The organism is Pseudomonas sp. NBRC 111133, assembly GCF_001320605.1.
Lineage (GTDB): Bacteria > Pseudomonadota > Gammaproteobacteria > Pseudomonadales > Pseudomonadaceae > Aquipseudomonas > Aquipseudomonas monteilii.
The window spans coordinates 46,922-68,169 of record NZ_BCBJ01000076.1; the positions used below are offsets into that span (position 1 = coordinate 46,922).

18 protein-coding genes and 1 pseudogene are annotated in these 21,248 nt (G+C 62.0%); 10 read left to right on the forward strand and 9 right to left on the reverse strand.

All coding sequences use genetic code 11. The features are described 5' to 3' along the window. Nucleotides 1–48 precede the first annotated feature (48 nt). The 4 genes from APH36_RS17980 to APH36_RS17995 all read right to left on the reverse strand — a co-directional run bounded on the left by APH36_RS17980 (nt 49) and on the right by APH36_RS17995 (nt 3,082). Nucleotides 49–294 (reverse strand): GlsB/YeaQ/YmgE family stress response membrane protein, encoded by a 246-nt coding sequence (locus tag APH36_RS17980; RefSeq protein ID WP_010955824.1) that lies wholly within the window; start codon nt 292–294, stop codon nt 49–51. Nucleotides 295–393: 99 nt separating this feature from the next. After that, nucleotides 394–1,476 (reverse strand): 5-(carboxyamino)imidazole ribonucleotide synthase, encoded by a 1,083-nt coding sequence (locus tag APH36_RS17985; protein ID WP_060499695.1) that lies wholly within the window; start codon nt 1,474–1,476, stop codon nt 394–396. A gap of 10 nt (nt 1,477–1,486) precedes the next feature. Further along, nucleotides 1,487–1,978: a 5-(carboxyamino)imidazole ribonucleotide mutase gene (gene purE, locus APH36_RS17990; RefSeq protein ID WP_009684500.1), complete on the reverse strand. Its 492-nt coding sequence runs from the start codon at nt 1,976–1,978 to the stop codon at nt 1,487–1,489. A 171-nt stretch (nt 1,979–2,149) separates the two neighbouring features. Next, nucleotides 2,150–3,082 (reverse strand): LysR substrate-binding domain-containing protein, encoded by a 933-nt coding sequence (locus tag APH36_RS17995; RefSeq protein WP_161751324.1) that lies wholly within the window; start codon nt 3,080–3,082, stop codon nt 2,150–2,152. A 182-nt stretch (nt 3,083–3,264) separates the two neighbouring features. On the opposite strand from APH36_RS17995, the gene aspA reads away from it, so the two are divergent. The 4 genes and pseudogenes from aspA to APH36_RS18015 all read left to right on the forward strand — a co-directional run bounded on the left by aspA (nt 3,265) and on the right by APH36_RS18015 (nt 8,135). Next, nucleotides 3,265–4,689 (forward strand): aspartate ammonia-lyase, encoded by a 1,425-nt coding sequence (aspA, locus tag APH36_RS18000; protein ID WP_060499732.1) that lies wholly within the window; start codon nt 3,265–3,267, stop codon nt 4,687–4,689. A 180-nt stretch (nt 4,690–4,869) separates the two neighbouring features. Next, nucleotides 4,870–5,862 carry an AraC family transcriptional regulator gene (locus APH36_RS18005; protein ID WP_060499696.1) on the forward strand — a complete coding sequence of 331 codons (993 nt, stop codon included), beginning with the start codon at nt 4,870–4,872 and terminating at the stop codon, nt 5,860–5,862. Between the two features lie 116 nt (nt 5,863–5,978). After that, a pseudogene (locus tag APH36_RS18010) lies at nt 5,979–7,032 on the forward strand (histone deacetylase family protein). Further along, nucleotides 7,032–8,135 carry a polyamine ABC transporter substrate-binding protein gene (locus APH36_RS18015; RefSeq protein WP_060499697.1) on the forward strand — a complete coding sequence of 368 codons (1,104 nt, stop codon included), beginning with the start codon at nt 7,032–7,034 and terminating at the stop codon, nt 8,133–8,135. The pseudogene APH36_RS18010 and the gene APH36_RS18015 overlap by 1 nt, the downstream one beginning before the upstream one ends. Nucleotides 8,136–8,236: 101 nt before the next feature. On the opposite strand, the gene APH36_RS18020 is transcribed toward APH36_RS18015, so the two are convergent. Then, the gene (locus tag APH36_RS18020; RefSeq protein WP_060499698.1) at nt 8,237–9,766 is read right to left on the reverse strand and encodes a PLP-dependent aminotransferase family protein; all 1,530 of its coding nucleotides are present in this window, start codon (nt 9,764–9,766) and stop codon (nt 8,237–8,239) included. Nucleotides 9,767–9,857: 91 nt separating this feature from the next. On the opposite strand from APH36_RS18020, the gene APH36_RS18025 reads away from it, so the two are divergent. Genes APH36_RS18025 through APH36_RS18035 form a run of 3 tightly spaced genes read left to right on the forward strand, consistent with a single transcriptional unit; the run spans nt 9,858 to nt 11,625 of the window. Next, entirely contained in the window at nt 9,858–10,487 is a 630-nt protein-coding gene (locus APH36_RS18025; RefSeq protein WP_060499699.1) for an FMN-binding negative transcriptional regulator, read from the forward strand. A 12-nt stretch (nt 10,488–10,499) separates the two neighbouring features. Continuing rightward, complete coding sequence (locus APH36_RS18030) at nt 10,500–10,946, forward strand: GNAT family N-acetyltransferase (RefSeq protein ID WP_060499700.1); 447 nt, start codon at nt 10,500–10,502, stop codon at nt 10,944–10,946. Between the two features lie 7 nt (nt 10,947–10,953). Next, entirely contained in the window at nt 10,954–11,625 is a 672-nt protein-coding gene (locus APH36_RS18035; protein WP_060499701.1) for a GNAT family N-acetyltransferase, read from the forward strand. A 122-nt stretch (nt 11,626–11,747) separates the two neighbouring features. Here the strand turns inward: APH36_RS18035 and oadA are convergent, their stop codons facing one another. Next, nucleotides 11,748–13,556, reverse strand: a complete 1,809-nt coding sequence (gene oadA, locus APH36_RS18040; RefSeq protein ID WP_060499702.1) for a sodium-extruding oxaloacetate decarboxylase subunit alpha — start codon at nt 13,554–13,556, stop codon at nt 11,748–11,750. Between the two features lie 11 nt (nt 13,557–13,567). Beyond that, on the reverse strand, nt 13,568–14,983 hold the full coding sequence (locus APH36_RS18045) for an acetyl-CoA carboxylase biotin carboxylase subunit (protein ID WP_016712746.1): 1,416 nt from the start codon (nt 14,981–14,983) through the stop codon (nt 13,568–13,570). 189 nt (nt 14,984–15,172) lie between these two features. On the opposite strand from APH36_RS18045, the gene APH36_RS18050 reads away from it, so the two are divergent. Continuing rightward, entirely contained in the window at nt 15,173–16,135 is a 963-nt protein-coding gene (locus APH36_RS18050; RefSeq protein ID WP_060499703.1) for a LysR family transcriptional regulator, read from the forward strand. Here APH36_RS18050 and APH36_RS30920 read toward each other — a convergent pair. Together APH36_RS30920 and hexR are read right to left on the reverse strand one after the other, a co-directional pair. Continuing rightward, a complete protein-coding gene (locus APH36_RS30920) occupies nt 16,077–16,295 on the reverse strand; it encodes a PA3496 family putative envelope integrity protein (RefSeq protein ID WP_082426415.1) in 219 nt (72 codons plus the stop codon). The genes APH36_RS18050 and APH36_RS30920 overlap by 59 nt on opposite strands. A gap of 193 nt (nt 16,296–16,488) precedes the next feature. Next, nucleotides 16,489–17,355, reverse strand: a complete 867-nt coding sequence (hexR, locus tag APH36_RS18055; protein WP_003253273.1) for a transcriptional regulator HexR — start codon at nt 17,353–17,355, stop codon at nt 16,489–16,491. Between the two features lie 103 nt (nt 17,356–17,458). Here hexR and zwf point away from each other — a divergent pair, with 103 nt between their 5' ends. Continuing rightward, nucleotides 17,459–18,901, forward strand: coding sequence for a glucose-6-phosphate dehydrogenase (gene zwf / locus APH36_RS18060; RefSeq protein ID WP_060499704.1), 1,443 nt, complete (start codon nt 17,459–17,461; stop codon nt 18,899–18,901). Between the two features lie 96 nt (nt 18,902–18,997). Next, complete coding sequence (gene uvrD / locus APH36_RS18065) at nt 18,998–21,184, forward strand: DNA helicase II (protein ID WP_060499705.1); 2,187 nt, start codon at nt 18,998–19,000, stop codon at nt 21,182–21,184. The last annotated feature ends 64 nt before the right edge of the window (nt 21,185–21,248 follow it).

Sequence of the window (21,248 nt, forward strand, 5' to 3'; positions counted from 1 at the left end):
GGAAATGCTCGGCAACTCGGATGAATTGCCGGGCATTCTAACCAGTATTCAGCGTTTCTTGATGAATCCGTAGATCACCAGAAGGACCACGGCACCGACCAGCGCGCCAAAGAAGCCCGCTGCCTGCCCGGCCTGGTAGATGCCCAGCGCCTGGCCGCCATAGGTGGCCAGCAGGGAGCCGGCAATACCCAGCAGGATGGTCATGATCCAGCCCATGCTGTCGTCGCCCGGTTTGATGAAGCGGGCCAGCAGGCCGACGATGAGGCCGATGAAGATGGTTCCAATGATGCCCATGGCAATCCCTCTGCAGTTCGAAGATGGAACAAGCCAAAGCCTAGACAGCGCTTTGGCTTGTTGCCATTTTCAGAGGGCAAGCCGGTGGTAGAAGTTCGATCAGTTGCTGATCAGGGCTTCTACTTCGGCAATCTTGCGCTCGAGGGTAGCCATGTCGTGGCAGCGCAGGGTGGCGTGGCCAACCTTGCGGCCGACCTTGAAGGCCTTGCCGTAGTGGTGCAGGTGGCAGTCACCGATGGCGACCACTTTATCTACAGCCGGCACTTCGCCAATGAAGTTGAGCATCGCACTCTCACCCACCTTGGCAGTCGAGCCCAGCGGCAGGCCGGCAACGGCGCGCAGGTGGTTCTCGAACTGGCTGCATTCGGCGCCTTCGATGGTCCAATGCCCGGAGTTGTGCACGCGCGGGGCGATTTCGTTGGCCTTGAGGCCACCGTCGACTTCGAAGAACTCGAAGGCCATCACACCTACATAGTCCAGTTTTTGCAGCACGCGGCCCACATAGTCTTCGGCAAGAGCCTGCAGCGGGTGCGCCTGGCTGGCCACCGAAAGGCGCAGGATGCCGCTTTCGTGGGTGTTGTGCACCAGCGGGTAGAAGCGGGTTTCGCCATCGCGGGCACGCACGGCCACCAGCGACACTTCGCCGGTGAACGGCACGAAGCCTTCCAGCAGGCACGGCACGCTGCCCAGCTCGGCGAAGGTGCCTACCACGTCTTTAGGCGTGCGCAGTACCTTCTGGCCCTTGCCGTCGTAACCTAGGGTGCGGGTTTTCAGCACGGCCGGCAGGCCGATGCTGGCCACTGCGGCGTCCAGGTCTGCCTGCGAGAGGATGTCGGCGAAGGCCGGGGTCGGGATACCCAGGTCGCGGAACATGCTTTTTTCGAACAGGCGGTCGCGGGCGATGCGCAGCGCTTCGGCGCTGGGGTAAACCGGCACGAACTGCGAGAGGAAGGCCACGGTCTCGGCCGGGACGCTTTCGAACTCGAAGGTGACCAGGTCGACCTCATCGGCCAGCTTGCGCAGGTGATCCTGGTCGCCATAGTCGGCACGCAGGTGCTCGCCCAGGGGCGCGGCGCAAGCGTCCGGCGCCGGGTCGAGGAAGGCGAAGTTCATGCCCAGCGGGGTGCCCGCCAGGGCCAGCATGCGGCCCAGCTGGCCGCCACCGATTACACCGATCTTCATGGGTTGAGCCTCAAGCCTGGCGCGGGTCTGGGTTGTCCAGCACGGTGTCGGTCTGTTCCGTGCGGAACTGCTTCAACGCCGCGTGGAACTGCGGGTACTTGGCGCCCAGGATGCTGGCCGACAGCAGTGCAGCGTTGACGGCACCGGCACGGCCGATGGCCAGGGTGGCAACCGGTACGCCGGCTGGCATCTGCACGATCGACAGCAGCGAATCGACGCCCGACAGCATCGACGACTGGACGGGTACGCCCAGCACTGGCAGGTGGGTCTTGGCGGCGCACATGCCTGGCAGGTGGGCTGCGCCACCGGCACCGGCGATGATCACCTCGATGCCACGGCCTTCGGCCTCCTCGGCATACTGGAACAGCAGATCCGGGGTGCGGTGGGCGGAAACCACCTTCACTTCGTAGGGAATGCCGAGTTTTTCCAGCATATCGGCGGTGTGGCTAAGGGTGGACCAATCGGACTTGGAGCCCATGATCACGCCAACCAGTGCACTCATCGTCGAGCCTCTTCGCTTGTGCGCCCTTGGGCGCGTCAAAAAACAACAAGCCACGCGGGACGACCGGCGTGGCTTGTTTGCTGATCAGGACCGGACGCATCCGGTCGAAAGGCCGCGCAGTATACCGTAAGGTGGTGCGTTTAAGGCACCCCGGCGACCAACTGTCGCCCCTTATTTTTCGGGGCTTTGGCTGACTTTTGGGTCAACCGCCGCCGCGCCTTCCAGCTTGCGCCACAACAGCCGTACATTGGCCTTGCGTACCAGGGCGCAGCGGTACAGGCGGATCTCCAGCGGCACATGCCACTGGCTGCCGCCACAGATCGCCAGCTCGCCCCGTTCCAGCTCGCCGCGCATCGACAGGCGCGGCACCCAGGCGATGCCCATGCCTTCCAGCGCCATGCTCTTGAGACTATCGGCCATAGCGGTTTCATAGACGGTGGTATAGCGCAGGTTACGCTGGCGCAGCAGCAAATTGACCGAACGCCCCAGGAACGCGCCTGCGGTATAGGCCAGCAGCGGCACGCTGCCCTCGCCCTCCAGGTCGAACAACGGCTTGCCTTCGGCGTCCACGGCGCACACCGGCAACATTTCGGTGGTGCCCATGTGCAGCGACGGGAAAATCTCGGCATCCATCTGCAAGGCCGCGTCCGGGTCATAGAACGCCAGCATCAGGTCGCAGCCACCTTCGCGTAATGCATGCACGGCATCCCCGACGTTAGTCGCAACCAGGCGGGTGGCGATGTTCAAACCGTCGTTGCGCAACTGGGCTACCCAGCGGGGGAAAAAGCCCGATGCAAGGGAGTGCGCCGCCGCCACCTGGACGACCTCGCCCTGCCCACCTTCAAGGTGATGCAAATGGCGGAGAATTTCGCTCAACTGGTCGACAACCGTACGCGCCGTGACAAGAAAAAGCTGCCCTGCCTCAGTCAGTTCGATCGGTGTGCGGGAACGATTCACCAACTGCAGGCCCAATGCTGCCTCCAGGCTGCGAATGCGCCGGCTGAAGGCCGGTTGGGTCACAAAACGCCGCTCTGCAGCTTGGGAAAAACTGCGGGTGGCAGCCAGCGCGCTGAAATCTTCCAGCCATTTGCTTTCAAGGTTCACGAAGCACATCTCCCGGCATGCACCAAAATGGAACACGCTCGAATGTCAATTGGCGTCACATGAAACACTATGCCGTTTGTGCATAGGTTAGCGTGCAACAGCATTGGCCGCAAAATCACCTTCAGGCCTAGGATTGGCGCCATTCCGGCATGTGCCGGGTCAAAATCGAGATGATATACATCATGTCCTCTGCTGCATCGTTCCGCGTCGAAAAAGATCTGTTGGGTACCCTTGAAGTTCCTGCTGATGCCTACTACGGCATCCAGACCCTGCGCGCTGCCAACAACTTCCACCTCTCCGGCGTTCCGCTGTCGCACTACCCGAAACTGGTAGTCGGCCTGGCGATGGTCAAGCAGGCAGCTGCTGACGCCAACCGTGAGTTGGGGCACCTGAGCGATGCCAAGCACGCCGCGATCAGCGCAGCCTGCGCACGACTGATCAAGGGCGACTACCACGAGCAGTTCGTGGTGGACATGATTCAAGGCGGTGCTGGTACTTCCACCAACATGAACGCCAACGAAGTCATCGCCAACATCGCGCTGGAGGCCATGGGCCACCAAAAGGGTGAGTACCAGTACCTGCACCCGAACAACGATGTGAACATGGCGCAGTCGACCAACGACGCCTACCCGACCGCTATCCGTCTGGGCCTGCTGCTGGGTCACGACGCGCTGCTGGCCAGCCTCGACAGCCTGATCCAGGCCTTCGCTGCCAAGGGTAAAGAATTCGACCACGTACTGAAGATGGGCCGTACCCAGCTGCAGGACGCCGTGCCGATGACCCTGGGCCAGGAATTCCGCGCCTTCGCCACCACCATGACCGAAGACCTGCAGCGCCTGCGCTCGCTGGCTCCGGAACTGCTGACCGAAATCAACCTGGGTGGTACTGCCATCGGTACCGGCATCAACGCCGACCCTGGCTACCAGGCCCTGGCCGTGCAGCGCCTGGCAATCATCAGCGGCCAGCCGCTGGTGCCGGCTGCCGACCTGATCGAAGCCACTTCCGACATGGGCGCCTTCGTGCTGTTCTCCGGCATGCTCAAGCGTACCGCCGTCAAGCTGTCGAAGATCTGCAACGACCTGCGCCTGCTGTCCAGCGGCCCGCGCACCGGCATCAACGAGATCAACCTGCCAGCGCGTCAGCCAGGCAGCTCGATCATGCCAGGCAAGGTCAACCCGGTTATCCCGGAAGCCGTCAACCAGGTGGCCTTCGCCATCATGGGCAACGACCTGGCCCTGACCGTCGCCGCCGAAGGTGGCCAGCTGCAGCTGAACGTGATGGAACCGCTGATCGCCTACAAGATCTTCGACTCGATCCGCCTGCTGCAACGCGCCATGGACATGCTGCGCGAACACTGCATCGTCGGCATCACCGCCAACGAACAACGCTGCCGTGAGCTGGTCGAGCACTCGATCGGCCTGGTCACCGCCCTGAACCCATACATCGGCTACGAAAACGCCACCCGTATCGCCCGCGTTGCCCTGGAAACAGGCCGTGGCGTACTGGAACTGGTGCGCGAAGAGAAGCTGCTGGACGAAGCGATGCTCAACGACATCCTGCGTCCGGAAAACATGATCGCTCCCCGTCTGGTTCCGCTGAAGGCGTAACCCGGCTGCTGCAAACAGTCTCACCAGGTTAAGGGACTAGACACCTCTCAACCTTTCAAGGCCCGAGCCTATGCTTCGGGCCTTTTTTTTGCCCGCAAAACAGGCGGCGCGCAGACCGCTTGCCGATATCGGCACACTACTTGCTCGATAATGCGTCCCAGCCCAACGGGATTACCCAGCATGCTGCACAGCCACCTCACCACCCTCAACGCGGTTTCGCTGATCCTCAACGTCTTCCAGGCAGACGGTTGCGAGGCATCAGCGCTGCTGGCCGGCAGCGGCATTGGCCCGTCAGACCTGGGGCATGCCGATGCGCGCATCACCACCCAGCAGGAACTGCAGGTGTGCGCCAACGCGGTGGCCCGGCGCGAGGACATCGGCCTTGAACTGGGCCGGCGCATGCATGTGTCGTGCTACGGCATGCTCGGTTACGCCTTGCTCTCCAGTGCCACTTTGGGTGACGCCTTGCGCCTGGCGCTGGCATATCCGGCACTGCTGGGAACAGTGTTCAAGCTACGTTTGATCGAGGACGGCCAGCGGGTCTGGCTAAGTGCCAGCGACTACCACGACAGCCCGGCGTTGAGCGCATTCAACGCGGAGTTCTGCCTGGTGTCGCTGAAAGTCATCTGCGACGATTTGCTTGGGCGCCCACTGCCTCTGCTAGGCGCCCGTTTCGAACACTCACGGCCCGGTTACCACGCGCTCTATGCCGGTGCATTCCAATCCCCGGTGGGTTTCGACGCTCAGGACAATGCCTTGGCTTTTGAACGGCGCTGGCTGGACATGCCGCTGCCGCTGGCCGACTCGATTACCCACAAGGCCATGAGCGAACGCTGCCGGCGCCTGAACCTGGAGTTCACGGGGCGGCAGGCCTGGCTGGGGCGGATTCGTCAGCTGCTGGCACAGCAGCTGGACGCCGCGCCTGGGCTGGAAGGGTTGGCGCGGCAAATGAATTGTTCGTCGCGCACCCTGCGCCGGCATTTACAGGCGTTGGGCAGCAGCTATCAACAGTTGCTGGATGAACTGAGGTTCGAGCGGGCCAAGCAGTTGCTGGCTGATGAACAGATGCCGATCTATCGCATTGCGGAAACCTTGGGGTTCAGCGAGACCGCCAGTTTTCGGCATGCGTTCCAGCGTTGGAGTGGTGTAGCGCCCAGCCTCTTCCGCGGTTGACCAGCGCCGGCCAAAGAGCTTGGCCACATCGATCCCCTTTTGGCCGTTTGCGTCGTTCTCCGCCACTGACCTGCCCATGACAATGGACCCACGCCAGTATCCAACGGAGAACAACAATGCTGACGATCTATTCCGATGATCACCGCCTGCACCACGGCCGCTGCGAGCTGATCGACGGCAAGCTGATGCCCTGCTTCGAAATGCCTTCGCGCGCTGACCATGTGCTCGACCAGGTAAAAAAACGCAACCTGGGCGACATTCAGGGCCCTACCGACTTCGGCCGCGCGCCGTTGCTGCGCATCCACAGCGCCGACTATCTCGACTTCTTCGAAGGCGCCTGGGCGCGCTGGGCCGCACTGGGCCGCACTGGGCCAGGAGGGCGACCTGCTGCCGTTCACCTGGCCTGCTCGCACCTTGCGCCAGGTAAAACCCACCGGCCTGCATGGCGAGTTGGGCTACTACAGCTTCGATGCCGGCGCACCGATCACCGCCGGTACCTGGCAGGCCGCCTACAGCGCCGCCCAGGTCGCCCTCACGGCCCAGGCGGCAATCCAGCAAGGCGCCCATTCGGCCTTTGCCCTGTGCCGCCCACCGGGGCACCACGCCGCCGGCGAAGTCATGGGTGGCTATTGCTACCTGAACAACGCCGCCATCGCCGCCCAGGCCTTCCTTGACCAAGGCAAACGCAAGGTCGCCATCCTCGACGTCGACTACCACCACGGCAACGGCACCCAGGACATCTTCTACAGCCGCGACGACGTGTACTTCGCTTCGATCCATGGCGACCCGCAGGACGAATTCCCGTTCTTCCTGGGCTATGCCGACGAAACCGGCGAAGGTGCCGGTGAGGGCTGCAACATCAACTACCCGCTTCCGGCCGGCAGCGACTGGGCGGCCTGGAGCGCAGCCCTGGAGGATGCCTGCCAGCGCATTGCCCGCTATGACGCCGACGTACTGGTGATCTCGCTGGGTGTGGACACCTTCAAGGACGACCCGATCTCGCAGTTCAAGCTGGACAGCCCGGACTACCTGGAAATGGGAAAACGTATCGGCCAGCTCGGCAAGCCGACCCTGTTCGTGATGGAGGGCGGCTACGCTGTGGAAGAAATCGGTATCAACGCGGTCAATGTGCTGGAAGGCTTCCAGCGCGCCCAGCCAGGAGCCCGGTAATGGTCCGACTCAAGCATCTGCTCGCCCCGTTCATCGCTGCCACCTTGTTCACCGGTGCCCTGCACGCTCAAGCCGAGCAGCGCACACTGCGTGTGTATAACTGGTTCGACTACATCACCCCGCAGACCTTGACCGATTTCAAGCAGGACAGCGGGGTCAAGCTGATCTACGACATCTTCGACACCAACGAGGCGCTGGAGGCCAAGCTGCTCACCGGCAACTCCGGCTATGACGTGGTGGTGCCGTCCAACGTGTTCCTCGCCAAGCAGATCGAAGCCGGGGTGTTTCAGCCGCTGGACCGCAGCAAACTGCCGAACTGGCAGCACCTGGACCCGGCGCTGATGAAGCTGATCGAGGCCAACGACCCGGGTAACAAGTACGCGGTGCCCTACATGTACGGCACCGTGCTGATCGGCTTCAACCCGGCCAAGGTCAAGGCAGCGCTCGGCGATGACGCCCCGGTGGACAGCTGGGACCTGATCTTCAAGGAAGAGAACATCGCCAAGCTCAAGCAGTGCGGCGTGGCGCTGCTCGATTCGCCTTCGGAGATTCTGCCGCTGGCCCTGCAGTACCTGGGCTTGCCGCCGAACAGCGACAAACCGGCCGACTACAAGAAGGCCGAAGCGTTGATGCTGAAGATCCGCCCGCACATCACCTACTTCCACTCTTCGAAGTACATGGCAGACATCGCCAATGGCGATATTTGCGTGGCGGTGGGTTACAGCGGCAGTTTCTCGCAGGCCGCGAACCGGGCGCGCGATGCCAAGAACGGCGTGGTGGTGGACATGCGCCTGCCCAAGGAAGGTGCGCCGATCTGGTTCGATATGCTGGCGATTCCAAAGAATGCGGCCAACCCGGAAGATGCCCACACGTTCATCAATTACTTGCTCCGGCCTGAGGTGATTGCGCCGATCAGCGACTTTGTCGGTTACCCAAACCCGAACAAGGATGCGACTGAAAAGGTGAGTCCGGCGATTCGCAACAACCCTAACCTGTATCCGACAGCGGAGGCGATGGCCAAGCTTTATACCCTCAAGCCCTTGGCGCGGGACGCAGAGCGGGCCAGAACCCGGGCCTGGACGCGGATCAAATCCGGAACCTGAGTCGCCTGCTTCGCGGGCATGCCCGCTCCCACATTGATCGCATTACAAGCGGACTCTGTGGGAGCGGGCGTGCCCGCGAAGGGCCGCACAGCGGGCCCAATTCACTTTCTCCAGGCCTTGCGCAGTTTCATCAAGGCTTCGGCAATCGCCCCCTCCGGCACCGCCGCAAACCCCAACACCAGCCCTGCCCGCTTATCCACAGGCACGTCGCTGTCCGACAGCCAGAAATTGCTCAGCGGCGTCACCTCTACCCCCACTGCTTCTGCCTTTGCCACCAGTTCCTGCTCCCGCGCAAAGTTATCCACATCCACCTTCACATGCAGCCCGGCCGCCACTTCCGGCATCTCGCCCAACCCGGGAATATCCACAGGCCAGCCAGCCGTGAGTACGTTACGTCGACTCAAAGCGGCCTTGCGCATACGGCGGATATGCCGCTGGAAATGCCCGCGTGCCATGAATTCGGCCATCACGCACTGGCTGCTGACTTCCGAATGCCGCACGGCCAACGCCTTGCCCTGACTGAATCCCTGCACCAATTGCGGCGGCAGCACCAGGTAACCCAGGCGCAACGCGGGGAACGCAATCTTGCCGAAGGTGCCGACGTACAGCACCCGACCGTGCCGGTCGAGCGCCGCCAATGGGGCCAAGGGCGCACCGCTGTAGCGGTACTCGCCGTCATAGTCGTCCTCGATGATCCAGCCATCGTTGCGTTCGGCCCACGCCAGCAACGCCAGGCGCCGTGCCAGGCTCATGGTGACCCCGGTCGGGTATTGGTGGGCCGGCGTGACATATGCCAGCCGGCAGTTCGCCTGCTGACCCAGCAGGCGGCAGTCCATGCCCTCTTCGTCCACAGGCACGCCATACAATGAGGCGCCAGCCAGCGCAAAGGCATGCCCGGCCGCGCGGTAGCCGGGGTTTTCCACAGCCACACCATCACCCGGCTGCAACAACAGCTGTGCACAAAGGCTGATGGCTTGTTGTGCACCACTGGTGATCACAATTTGTTCAGCCATACAACTTAGCCCACGCGAACGGCGAAGGTAGGCCGCGATCAACTCGCGCAAAGCCGGCTCGCCTGCCGGGTCACCGTAACCCAGCTGCGCAGGGGATGGTTTACGCCAGAAACCGGCCTGCAGCTTGGCCCAGACGTCAAAAGGGAACAAGTCGAATGCCGGAATGCCGACCCGAAAAGCACGGGGCGCACCACTTCTTGGGGAAGGTAAGTGGTTACTTTTCAGGCGCTGTAAAGGTGCTGATAAATGCCGTTCGCTGGATAAATCCTCAGTATTTTCAGCAGAAAATGTGGATAACCCTGTTGATAAACCCCGGGATAACCCTGTGGATATTTGTGTGGATATTTTTGGCAGCTGACTTACGTAAGTACCATCTCCAACTCGGCTTTCGATGTAGCCCTCGGCATACAGTTGGTCATAGGCGCGCACCACACTGTTGCGTGAAAGTGCCAGCATGACGGCCAGGTCGCGAGTGGCGGGTAGCCGTGTACCACTGCTCAGCCGCCCATCCAGCACCCGCGCCCGCAATGCCTGGTACAGCTGCTGACTCAGCCCACGGCGTCGATCAAGGGCGATACCGGCGGGGTCGAATGGCAGTGTTAAGGGGCGCTCGCTCATGGTATTGGACCTATCAAATCAGGTGGCAATGGCTCTTACCCAGAACCAATAGCCTGCCTAGGATGGAGCCATTCGACAAGGACCACGCCCTATGTACAACAGCAAGCCGCATCAGGAAAACGACCTCGGCCGTCTGCACCAGCACATGCTCGACACCCGCCTGGCTGTCCTGGTCAGCCACGGCGATCAGGGGCTGCTGGCCACGCACCTGCCCGTGCTGGTCGATACCACCGAAGGCGAATTCGGAACTGTCTATGCGCACTTGGCCCGGGCCAACCGCCAATGGCAGGACCTGGCACAGGGTGTCGAAGCCTTACTGGTATTCCCCGGCGCCGATGCCTATGTCAGCCCTGGCTACTACCCGAGCAAGGCTGATAACCCCAAAGTCGTGCCTACCTGGAATTATCTGGCCGTCCACGCCTATGGCACAGCCGAGGTGATCCATGACGCGGAGCCGCTGCTGGCGATGGTCAGCCGCCTGACCGACCGCCATGAACAGGGCCGCAGTGAACCGTGGAAAGTCACTGACGCCCCTGCCGACTACCTCGATGGCATGCTCCGCGCCATCGTCGGCATCCGCCTGCCCGTCGCCCGTCTGCAAGGGGCACGCAAGCTCAGCCAGAACCGTTCCGATCAAGACATCGCTGGCGTGCGCGAAGGCCTGAGCGCCAGCGCCGATCAGCTGGACAACCAACTCGCGGCGCACATGCGCCAACTCTGAAGGAATAGCCCCATGCCTAGCGTTACCCTGCGCCCTGTCACTGCCCAAGATCACTCGGCCTGGCTCGCCCTGTGGCAGGCCTACCTGCACTTCTACGAAAGCGAACTGGCCGATGAAGTCAGCCTGAGCACCTGGCAACGCCTGCTCGATCCGAAGGAGCCCACTCATTCAACCCTGGCCTGGATCGATGGCAAGGCGGTAGGCATGGTCAACTTCATCTACCATCGTTCCAACTGGAGCATCGAGAATTCCTGCTACCTGCAGGACCTGTACGTGGACAGCACGCAGCGGGGCCTGGGCATCGGTCGCCAGTTGATCGAGCACGTCTACGCCACAGCCAAGGCCGACGGGTGCATCAAGGTGCACTGGTTGACCCACGAAACCAATGCCACCGCCATCAGCCTGTATCAGCAGGTTGCCGAGCGCTCGGGCTTCATCCAATTCCGCAAAGGTTTGTAGGCCGAACATGACAGACGCATTGAACTGGAAACCCGCCGCAACGCCCCAGGCCGAACCCATTGAAGGCCGCTTCATCCGCCTGGAAAAGCTCGACCCGGCGCGCCATGGCGACGATCTTTGGGACGTGCTGCAAGGCCCGGCATCCGACCCGGTGCTATGGGACTACCTGCCTTATGGGCCGTTCACCGAGCGTGCCGCCTTCGACCGCTGGCTGGAGGGCAACGCCGCAGGCCGCGATCCGCTGTTCTACACCGTCATCGACCGCCCCAGTGGCCAGGCCCAGGGCATTCTCAGCCTGATGTCCATCGTGCCCGACCACGGGCGTATCGAAATCGGGCATATCGCCTTCGGCGCCGCCATGCAGCGCACGCCCAAAGGAACCGAGGCGGTGTACCTGCTGGGCAAACTGGGCTTCGAACTGGGCAACCGCCGGCTGGAGTGGAAGTGCAACAACGCCAACGCCCGCTCCAAGCGGGCGGCGGAGCGGTTTGGCTTCACTTACGAAGGCGTGTTCCGCAAGCATCTGGTGGTCAAGGACCATAACCGCGATACAGCCTGGTATTCGATTACCGATGATGAGTGGCCGGCGGTGGCTGGCGGGTTCGAGCGGTGGCTGGGAGAGGAAAACCAGCAGCCGGGAGGCCAAGTAGAAACGCTTGAGGCATGCCGTAAAAACTGAAGAATGTGTTTGACCAGCTGGCCTTTTCGCGGGTTTACCCGCGAAGAGACCGGTAAATCCAGCACAAAAAAAGGGGAGCATCCGCTCCCCAGAGGTAAACCGCTTGTAGATGAGGGCTTAAATCAGCCCTCGATCTCGATCAGGATTTCACCCGGCGTCACACGGTCGCCCTTGGCCACATGAATGGCGACGACCTTGCCGGCGATGGCCGCCTGCACTTCGGTTTCCATCTTCATGGCTTCGGTGATCAGCACGGCCTGGCCGGCCTTGACCATGTCGCCTTCCTTGACCAGCACATCGACGATGTTGCCTGGCATGGTGGTGCTGACGTGGCCTGGGTCGGTGGCTTGCTTGCGCTTGCTGCCGCCGCCGCCAACGAACTCGTTCAGTGGCTCGAATACCACTTCTTCCGGCATGCCGTCGATCGACAGGTAGAAGTGACGCTTGCCTTCGGCCTTAACGCCCACGCCGGTGATATCGACGCGGTAGGTTTCGCCGTGCACGTCGATGACGAACTCGGTCGGTACACCTTCACCGCCCGGCGCGGCCACGGCGCCGGCTTCCGGAATCGGCAGCAGGGCTTCTGGCGTCAGGGTGCCGGCTTCGCGTTCTTCGAGGAACTTGCGGCCAATGTCCGGGAACATGGCGAACGTCAGCACGTCTTCTTCACAACGAGCCAGGGCGCCGATGTCGGCACGCAGCTTGGCCATTTCCGGCTTGAGCAAGTCAGCCGGGCGTACGTCGATTACTTCTTCACTGCCGATTGCCTGGCGGCGCAGCTGCTCGTTGACCACGCCTGGGGCCTTGCCGTAACCGCCTTGCAGGTACAGCTTCACCTCGTTGGTGATGGTCTTGTAGCGCTCACCAGCCAACACGTTGAAGAATGCCTGGGTGCCAACGATCTGCGAGGTCGGGGTTACCAGCGGCGGGAAGCCAAGGTCTTCACGTACACGCGGGATCTCGGCCAGCACTTCGTTCATGCGGTTAAGCGCGCCCTGCTCTTTCAGCTGGTTGGCCAGGTTGGAGATCATGCCGCCCGGCACCTGGTTGACCTGCACTCGGGTGTCCACGGCGGTGAACTCGCTTTCGAACTGGTGGTACTTCTTGCGCACGGCGTAGAAGTACAGGCCGATTTCCTGCAGCAGCTCCAGGTCCAGGCCAGTGTCGAATTCGCTGCCTTTGAGTGCAGCAACCATCGACTCGGTACCCGGGTGGCTGGTGCCCCAGGCGAAGCTGGAGATGGCGGTGTCGATGTGGTCGGCGCCGTTTTCAACTGCCTTCAGCTGGCACATGGCGGCCAGGCCGGCGGTGTCGTGGGAGTGGATGAATACCGGCAGGGATTGCTCGGCCTTCAGCGCCCTGACCAGCTCGCCGGTAGCGAACGGCGTCAGCAGGCCGGCCATGTCCTTGATCGCGATCGAGTCGCAACCCATGGCTTCCATCTGTTTGGCCTGGGCTACAAAGGCCTCGATGGTGTGCACGGGGCTGACGGTGTAGGCGATGGTGCCCTGGGCGTGTTTGCCAGCGGCCTTGACCGCTTCAATGGCCACGCGCAGGTTACGCACGTCGTTCATGGCGTCGAAGATGCGGAACACGTCGATGCCGTTGACCGCTGCCTTGGCGACGAAGGCCTTGACCACGTCGTCGCTGTAATGGCGGTAGCCCAGCAGGTTCTGGCCGCGCAGCAGCATTTGCAGGCGGGTGTTGGGCAGCGCGGCACGCAGCTTGCGCAGGCGCTCCCACGGGTCTTCTTTCAGGAAGCGCACGCAGGCGTCGAAGGTGGCGCCACCCCAGACTTCCAACGACCAGTAGCCGACTTTGTCGAGCTTGTCGCAGATCGGCAGCATGTCTTCGGTGCGCATGCGGGTGGCCAGCAAGGACTGGTGGGCGTCGCGCAGGATCGTGTCGGTAACGTGGATTTTCTTGGACATTATGGGGTTCCTCACAGGCCTGCGTGGGCGGCGATGGCGGCGGCGATGGCCAGGGCCAGCTCTTCGGGTTTGCGCTTGATCGAGTAGTTGGTCAGTTCAGGGTGGCTTTCGACGAAGCTGGTATTGAACTGGCCGCTACGGAATTCCGGGTTGCGCAGGATTTCCTGGTAATACGCGGCAGTGGTCTTCACCCCTTGCACGCGCATGTCGTCCAGGGCCCGCAGGCCGCGGTCCATGGCTTCTTCCCAGGTCAACGCCCACACCACCAGCTTCAGGCACATGGAGTCGTAGAACGGCGGAATGGTGTAGCCGGTATAGATTGCCGTGTCGGTACGCACGCCCGGGCCGCCGGGGGCGTAGTAACGGGTGATCTTGCCGAAGCTGGGCAGGAAGTTGTTTTTCGGGTCTTCGGCGTTGATGCGGAACTGCAGCGCGTATCCGCGGTGCTGGATATCTTCCTGCTTGACCGACAGCGGCAGGCCCGAAGCAATGCGGATCTGCTCACGGACGATGTCGATACCGGTGATTTCCTCGGTGATGGTGTGTTCCACCTGCACCCGGGTGTTCATTTCCATGAAGTACACCTCGCCATCGGCGAGCAGAAACTCCACAGTACCGGCGTTCTCGTAGTTCACGGCCTTGGCCGCACGCACCGCCAGGTCGCCGATATAGGCGCGCTGCTCGGGGGTGAGCTGCGGGCTTGGGGCAATTTCGATGAGCTTCTGGTTGCGGCGCTGGATCGAGCAGTCGCGCTCGAACAGGTGCACCACGTTGCCAAAGCTGTCACCGAGGATCTGTGCCTCGATGTGCTTTGGGTTGACGATGCACTTTTCCAGGAACACTTCGGCCGAACCAAAGGCCTTGGTGGCCTCGGAAATGACCCGTGGGAAGTTCTGTTCCAGTTCTTCACGGCTGTTGCAGCGGCGGATACCACGGCCGCCACCACCGGAAGTGGCCTTGAGCATCACCGGGTAACCAATGCGGTCACCTTCGCTCAGGGCTTCATGAATATCGGCAACGTTGCCTTCGGTACCCGGGGTTACCGGCACACCGGCGGCGATCATGGTGCGGCGGGCTTCGGTCTTGTCGCCCATGCGGCGAATCACGTCGGCAGCCGGGCCGATGAACTTGATCCCGCGCTCTGCGCAGATCTCTGCCAGTTCGGCGTTTTCCGACAGGAAACCATAGCCTGGGTGCAGGGCATCGCAGCCGGTTTCCACAGCCAGGTTTACCAGCTTGCGCGGGTTCAGGTAGCCAGCCAGCGGCTCGGCACCAATGCTGTGTGCCTCATCGGCGCGCTTGACGTGCAAGGCGTGACGGTCGGCGTCGGAATAGATCGCTACCGAGCGAATGCCCATCTCGGCGCAGGCACGCACGATCCGAACTGCGATTTCACCTCGGTTGGCGATCAGGATTTTTTTTATCACTGGAGTCTTCCCAAAGCCGTAGGAACAGTCGAGCCGGTTCTACCGGTCGGCGCGTGACCAGACGTTGCTGGCCAGTCGCGTATTCACCCTAGCGCTGTAGGTCGATAAACAAAAATCAATATTTGTTAGAGGCTGTATTAGCAAAAGCTTATAGTGCGGTAACAAGGTGTTGCCGACGAGCCGATAAAAATGCGTAAGTCCTTGATGCGTATGACTTTGCGTCAATTGCAGATCTTCAACGAGGTGTGCGATTTGCGCTCGTACAGCCGTGCGGCAGAGGAGATGGCACTGACGCAACCCGCCGTTAGTCTACAGATCCGCCAGCTCGAAGAGCTGATCGGCCAGCCACTGTTCGAGTACGTCGGCAAGAAGCTGTACCTGACCGAGGCGGCCGAAGCCTTGCAACGCGCCAGCCGCGACATCTTCGGGCGGCTGGAGAGCCTGGACATGCAGCTGTCGGACATGCAGGGCTCACTGCAGGGGCAGTTGAAACTGGCGATCGAGTCCAGTGCCAAGTATTTCGTGCCACACCTGTTCGCCGCCTTCAAGCAGCGTCACCCGGAGGTCAACCTGACCCTGACGGTGGTCAACCGCGCCCAGGCCATTCGCCGCCTTTCGGATAACCGCGACGACCTGATCATCATGTCGATGGTGCCGCAGGACATGGGCCTGGAGTTTCTGCCATTCCTCAACAACCCGATCGTGGCGGTGGCACCGCCCGAGCACCCGTTGTGCAAGCTGGAGCAGTTGCGCCTGCAGGACCTGGAGCCTCATACCCTGCTGGTGCGCGAGCAAGGTTCGGGCACGCGCAAGGCATGCGAGGAGTACTTCAAGGACAAGCGCGTGCACTTCACCCAGACGCTGGAAGTGGCATCGGCCGATGCCCAACGCGAGTGCGTGATCGCCGGCCTGGGTATCGCCCTGCTGACCCGCCATGCAGTCAACCTGGAGCTGGCCACCGGTGTGCTGAAGGAGCTACCGGTGGAGGAACTGCCGCTGTACCGCAGCTGGTGCGTGGTGCAGTCCAAGGCCAAGCGGCAGTCGCCGGTGGCCTTGGCGTTTCTGGCGTTCATCCGCAGCGAACGTGCGTTGATCAGCGCGCTTGTTGAGCGTTTTTCGGGGAAGCTGCCGACGACGCCTGCCAGACCGTGAGCGCTTGCAGCTCGGGGTAGTCTGCCAGGTCGCGGAGCAATTGGCGTTGGTCGCAATAGACCTCGATCGCGCGGCGGTACTCCATGCGGCGCTGATCCTTTTCCTGCTGCTTGCGAGCCTTGGCGTTGGGTTGGTAAGTACCTTCGTGGTCACGTGCCATTGCCTGTCTCCCAGATAGGATGCGGGAGTTTTAGACTGGCCTGGAAGGTTTACGGTTTGGCTGTGGAATGGTGACAAAATCGTGAATTTTCGCTGCCTGTACCGGCCTCTTCGCGGGCAAGCCCGCTCCCACAGGATACTCACCAGCCTTAAGATCGGTGTATTACCCGCGAAAGGGCCGGGACAGGCTGAATTCAGTCGTCTGTAGCCTTGATCGACTTGGGCGACAAACGCAGGCTGCGCAAGCTGCGCTTCACACTTTTCAGGTGGTTGACCAGGCTCGGCCCGCGCGCCATCGCCACGCCCATGGCCAGCACGTCGATCACGACCAGGTGAGCGATACGCGAGGTCAGCGGCGTGTAGATTTCGGTGTCTTCATGCACGTCGATCGCCAGGTTGACCGTCGACAGCTCGGCAAGAGGTGTCTGGCTGGGGCACAGGGTAATCAGGTTGGCACCGCTCTCACGCACCAGGTTGGCGGTGATCAGCAAGTCCTTGGAGCGGCCCGACTGGGAAATGCACACCGCGACATCACCCGGCTTCAGGGTGACCGCCGACATCGCCTGCATGTGCGGGTCAGAATACGCGGCGGCGCTGAGCAACAGGCGGAAGAACTTATGCTGGGCATCGGCCGCCACCGCACCGGACGCGCCAAAGCCATAGAACTCCACACGTTGCGCCTGGGCCATGGCACTCACCGCCTGCTGCAGCGCCTGCGGGTCGAGGTGCTCACGCACCTCCATCAGGGTATGCAGTGTGGTGTCGAAGATCTTCAGGCTGTAGTCGGCAACCGAGTCGTCTTCATGGATAGCGAACTGCCCGAAACTGGCCCCCGCTGCCAGGCTCTGCGCCAGCTTCAGCTTCAAGTCCTGAAAGCCCGAGCAACCAATCGCCCGGCAGAACCGCACGATGGTCGGTTCGCTGATACCCACGCTGTGTGCCAGGTCGGCCATGGAACTGTGCATGACGGCAGCCGGGTCGAGCAGCACGTGGTCGGCCACTTTGAGTTCCGATTTGCGCAGCAGGTGGCGCGATTGGGCGATATGTTGCAACAGATTCACAGGCTGGACTCGGTTATGATCGGCTGGCCGGGTTGTAGCTTTCTTGTAGTTATACTACATGGACGCCAACCCGCCCAGTTAAACGAACGTGGAGAGTGGCGGTTTGACTATTCCTTGCGACATTCTGGTCTTCGGCGGCACCGGCGATCTGGCCCTGCACAAGTTGCTTCCGGCGCTCTACCACCTGTTTCGCGAGGCCCGTCTTGACCCTGCTGTGCGGATCATCGCGCTGGCGCGCCGCAACTTGCCACGTAACGATTATCTCAAGCTCGCCGAACGCCATTGCCGGGCACAGATCGCCCGCAACGACTTCGAAGAAGAGGTCTGGCAGCGGTTTTCCGCGCGGATCGACTATTTCGCCATGGATGCTTCGCAAAGCGCCGACTTCGGCCGCCTGGCGCGCTACCTGGGCGAACCTGGCGGCTTGACGCGCATCTTCTACCTGGCCACCGCCCCCAACCTCTTTGTGCCGATTGCCAAGCATCTGCATAACGCCGGCCTGGCCGACGCCGAGGCGCGCATCGTGCTGGAAAAGCCGATCGGCCACTCGCTGGAATCGGCTACCGCCATCAACGAAGCAATTGGCGCAGTGCTGGAGGAAACCCAGGTATTCCGCATCGACCACTACCTGGGCAAGGAAACCGTGCAGAACCTGATGGCCCTGCGCTTCGCCAATGCCCTGCTGGAGCCGGTGTGGCGCAACAATCAGGTCGACCACGTACAGATCAGCGTTTGCGAGACGCTGGGTGTAGAGAACCGCGGCGCCTACTACGACCGCGCCGGGGCCATCCGCGACATGCTGCAGAACCACCTGCTGCAGCTGCTGTGCCTGGTGGCCATGGAGCCCCCCGCCCAGTTCGAGGCCGAAGCGGTACGCGACGAAAAAGTGAAGATCCTGCGCGCCCTCAAGCCGATCACCGGCCAGGATGTGCAGGACAAGACCGTGCGCGGCCAGTATGGCGCCGGGCACATCGGCGGCCAGGAAGTGCCGGCCTACTACTTTGAAAAGGATGTCGACAACGACAGCGACACCGAAACCTTCATTGCCCTCGAAGCCCACATCGACAATTGGCGCTGGGCGGGCGTGCCTTTCTATCTGCGCACCGGCAAGCGCATGGCACGGCGCTCGTCGCAAATCGTCATTCAGTTCAAACCGGTACCCCACGAGCTGTTCAACGGCGGCCAAGTCAACCAGTTGCTGATCCAGCTGCAACCGGAGGAACGCATCAGCCTGCGCATGATGACCAAAAGCCCGGGCAAGGGCATGCGCCTGGAACCGGTCGACCTGGACCTGAACCTGGCTCAGGTATTCAGCCAGACCCGCCGCTGGGAAGCCTACGAACGCCTGCTGCTGGATGTACTGGAGGGCGACTCGACGCTGTTCATGCGCCGCGATGAAGTGGAAGCAGCCTGGGCCTGGACCGACCCGATCATCAAGGGTTGCGAAGAGCACTTTCAGGCGCCACGCCCTTACCCGGCGGGCAGTAACGGACCAGAGCAAGCCAACAGCCTGCTGGCGCGTCATGGCAGGCACTGGCATGGCTGACCCACTGTCATCAGGTCGATGAACGGCCATGCGCCAAGGTGAATATTTATACAGTGGAGGTTTGCCCCATTTCCTGCCGCGCCCTAGAATGGCCCGATGCACACAGACGACCTCTCCCTCCTGCTGAATTCCCTCAACGATGCCCAACGCCAGGCCGTAGCGGCCACGCTTGGGCGTCAACTGGTGCTTGCCGGCGCCGGTTCCGGTAAAACCCGCGTGCTGGTGCACCGCATCGCCTGGCTGATCCAGGTGGAGCAGGCATCGCCGCACTCGATCCTGTCGGTGACCTTCACCAACAAGGCTGCAGCCGAAATGCGCCAGCGGATCGAGCAACTGCTGGGGATCAACCCGGCGGGCATGTGGGTCGGCACCTTCCACGGCCTGGCCCATCGCTTGCTGCGGGCCCACTGGCAGGAAGCGCGGCTGGTGCAGAACTTCCAGATTCTCGACAGTGACGACCAGCAGCGCCTGGTCAAGCGGGTGATGCGCGAGCTGGGTCTGGACGAACAGAAATGGCCAGCACGCCAGGCACAGTGGTTCATCAACGGGCAGAAGGACGAAGGCCTGCGCCCGCAGCATATCCAGGCCGGTGGCGACCTGTTCCTGGCGACCATGCGTGAGGTCTATACCGCCTACGAGCAGGCGTGCGAGCGTGCCGGAGTCATCGACTTCTCCGAGCTGCTGCTACGCGCCCTGGACCTGTGGCGCGACCACCCGGGGCTGCTGGAGCACTACCAGCGGCGCTTCCAGCATGTGCTGGTCGACGAGTTCCAGGACACCAACGCCGTGCAGTACGCCTGGCTGCGCCTGTTGGCACGCGGGGGCGCCAGCCTGATGGCGGTGGGCGACGACGACCAGTCGATCTACGGCTGGCGCGGTGCCAAGATCGAAAACATTCACCAGTACACCGCCGACTTCCCAGACGCCGAAATGATCCGCCTGGAGCAGAACTACCGCTCCACCGGTGGCATCCTCAAGGCCGCCAACGCCCTGATCGCCAACAACAGCGGGCGCCTGGGCAAAGAGCTGTGGACCGACATGGGCGAAGGCGAACCGCTGACCCTGTACGCGGCCTACAATGAGCACGACGAAGCGCGCTACGTGGTGGAAACCATAGAGAGCCTGGTCAAGCAGGGCAATGCGCGCAACGAAATCGCCATCCTGTACCGCTCCAACGCCCAGTCGCGCGTGCTGGAAGAAGCCCTGCTGCGCGAGCGCATTCCCTACCGTATCTATGGCGGCCAGCGCTTCTTCGAACGCGCTGAAATCAAGAACGCCATGGCTTACCTACGGCTGATCGAAGGGCGCGGCAACGATGCTGCCCTGGAGCGGGTAATCAACGTGCCGCCACGCGGCATTGGCGAGAAAACCGTCGAAGCCATCCGCGAGCACGCCCGCCACAGCCAGGCATCGATGTGGGACGCCATGTGTCAGCTGCTCGCCGCCAAGGCCCTCAAAGGCCGCGCCGCCAGTGCGCTGGGGGCTTTCATCGAGCTGATCGAGGGGTTGGCCGCCAAGGTCGTGGACATGCCACTGCATACCATGACCCAGACCACCATCGAACAATCCGGGCTGATCATCTATCACCAGGAAGAAAAAGGTGAAAAGGGCCAGGCACGGGTAGAAAACCTTGAGGAACTGGTCAGCGCGGCGCGCAACTTCGAATCCACCGACGAAGACGCCGACCTTTCGCCCTTGTCGGCCTTCCTCGGCCATGCCTCGCTCGAAGCCGGCGATGCCCAGGCCGACGAGCACGAAGACAGCATCCAGCTTATGACCCTGCACAGCGCCAAGGGCCTTGAGTTCCATTACGTGTTCCTGGTGGGCATGGAAGAAGGCTTGTTCCCGCACAAGATGAGCCTGGAAGAACCCGGCCGCCTCGAAGAGGAACGCCGCCTGGCCTATGTGGGAATTACCCGCGCCATGCGCCAGTTGGTCATGACCTACGCTGAAACACGTCGTCTGTATGGCAGTGAGACCTACAACAAGGTGTCGCGTTTCGTACGTGAAATTCCGGCGGGCCTGATCCAGGAAGTGCGGCTGTCCAACAGCGTCAGCCGCCCGTTCGGTGGGGTCAAGACGGCCACCAACAGCAACCTGTTCGCCAATGCCAGCATTCCGCAGACCGCGTTCAACCTGGGCCAGCGTGTGCAACATGCGGTATTCGGGGAAGGCGTGATCCTCAACTTCGAGGGTTCCGGCGCGCAGGCGCGGGTACAGGTGAACTTTGCCGAAGGCAGCAAGTGGCTGATGCTGGGGTATGCCAAGCTCGAGGCCCTGTAGCAGCCTTGTAACATTCAGGCAAAAGCTCGAAACACTCTGTCGCTGGTCATGTGCACGGGAACCT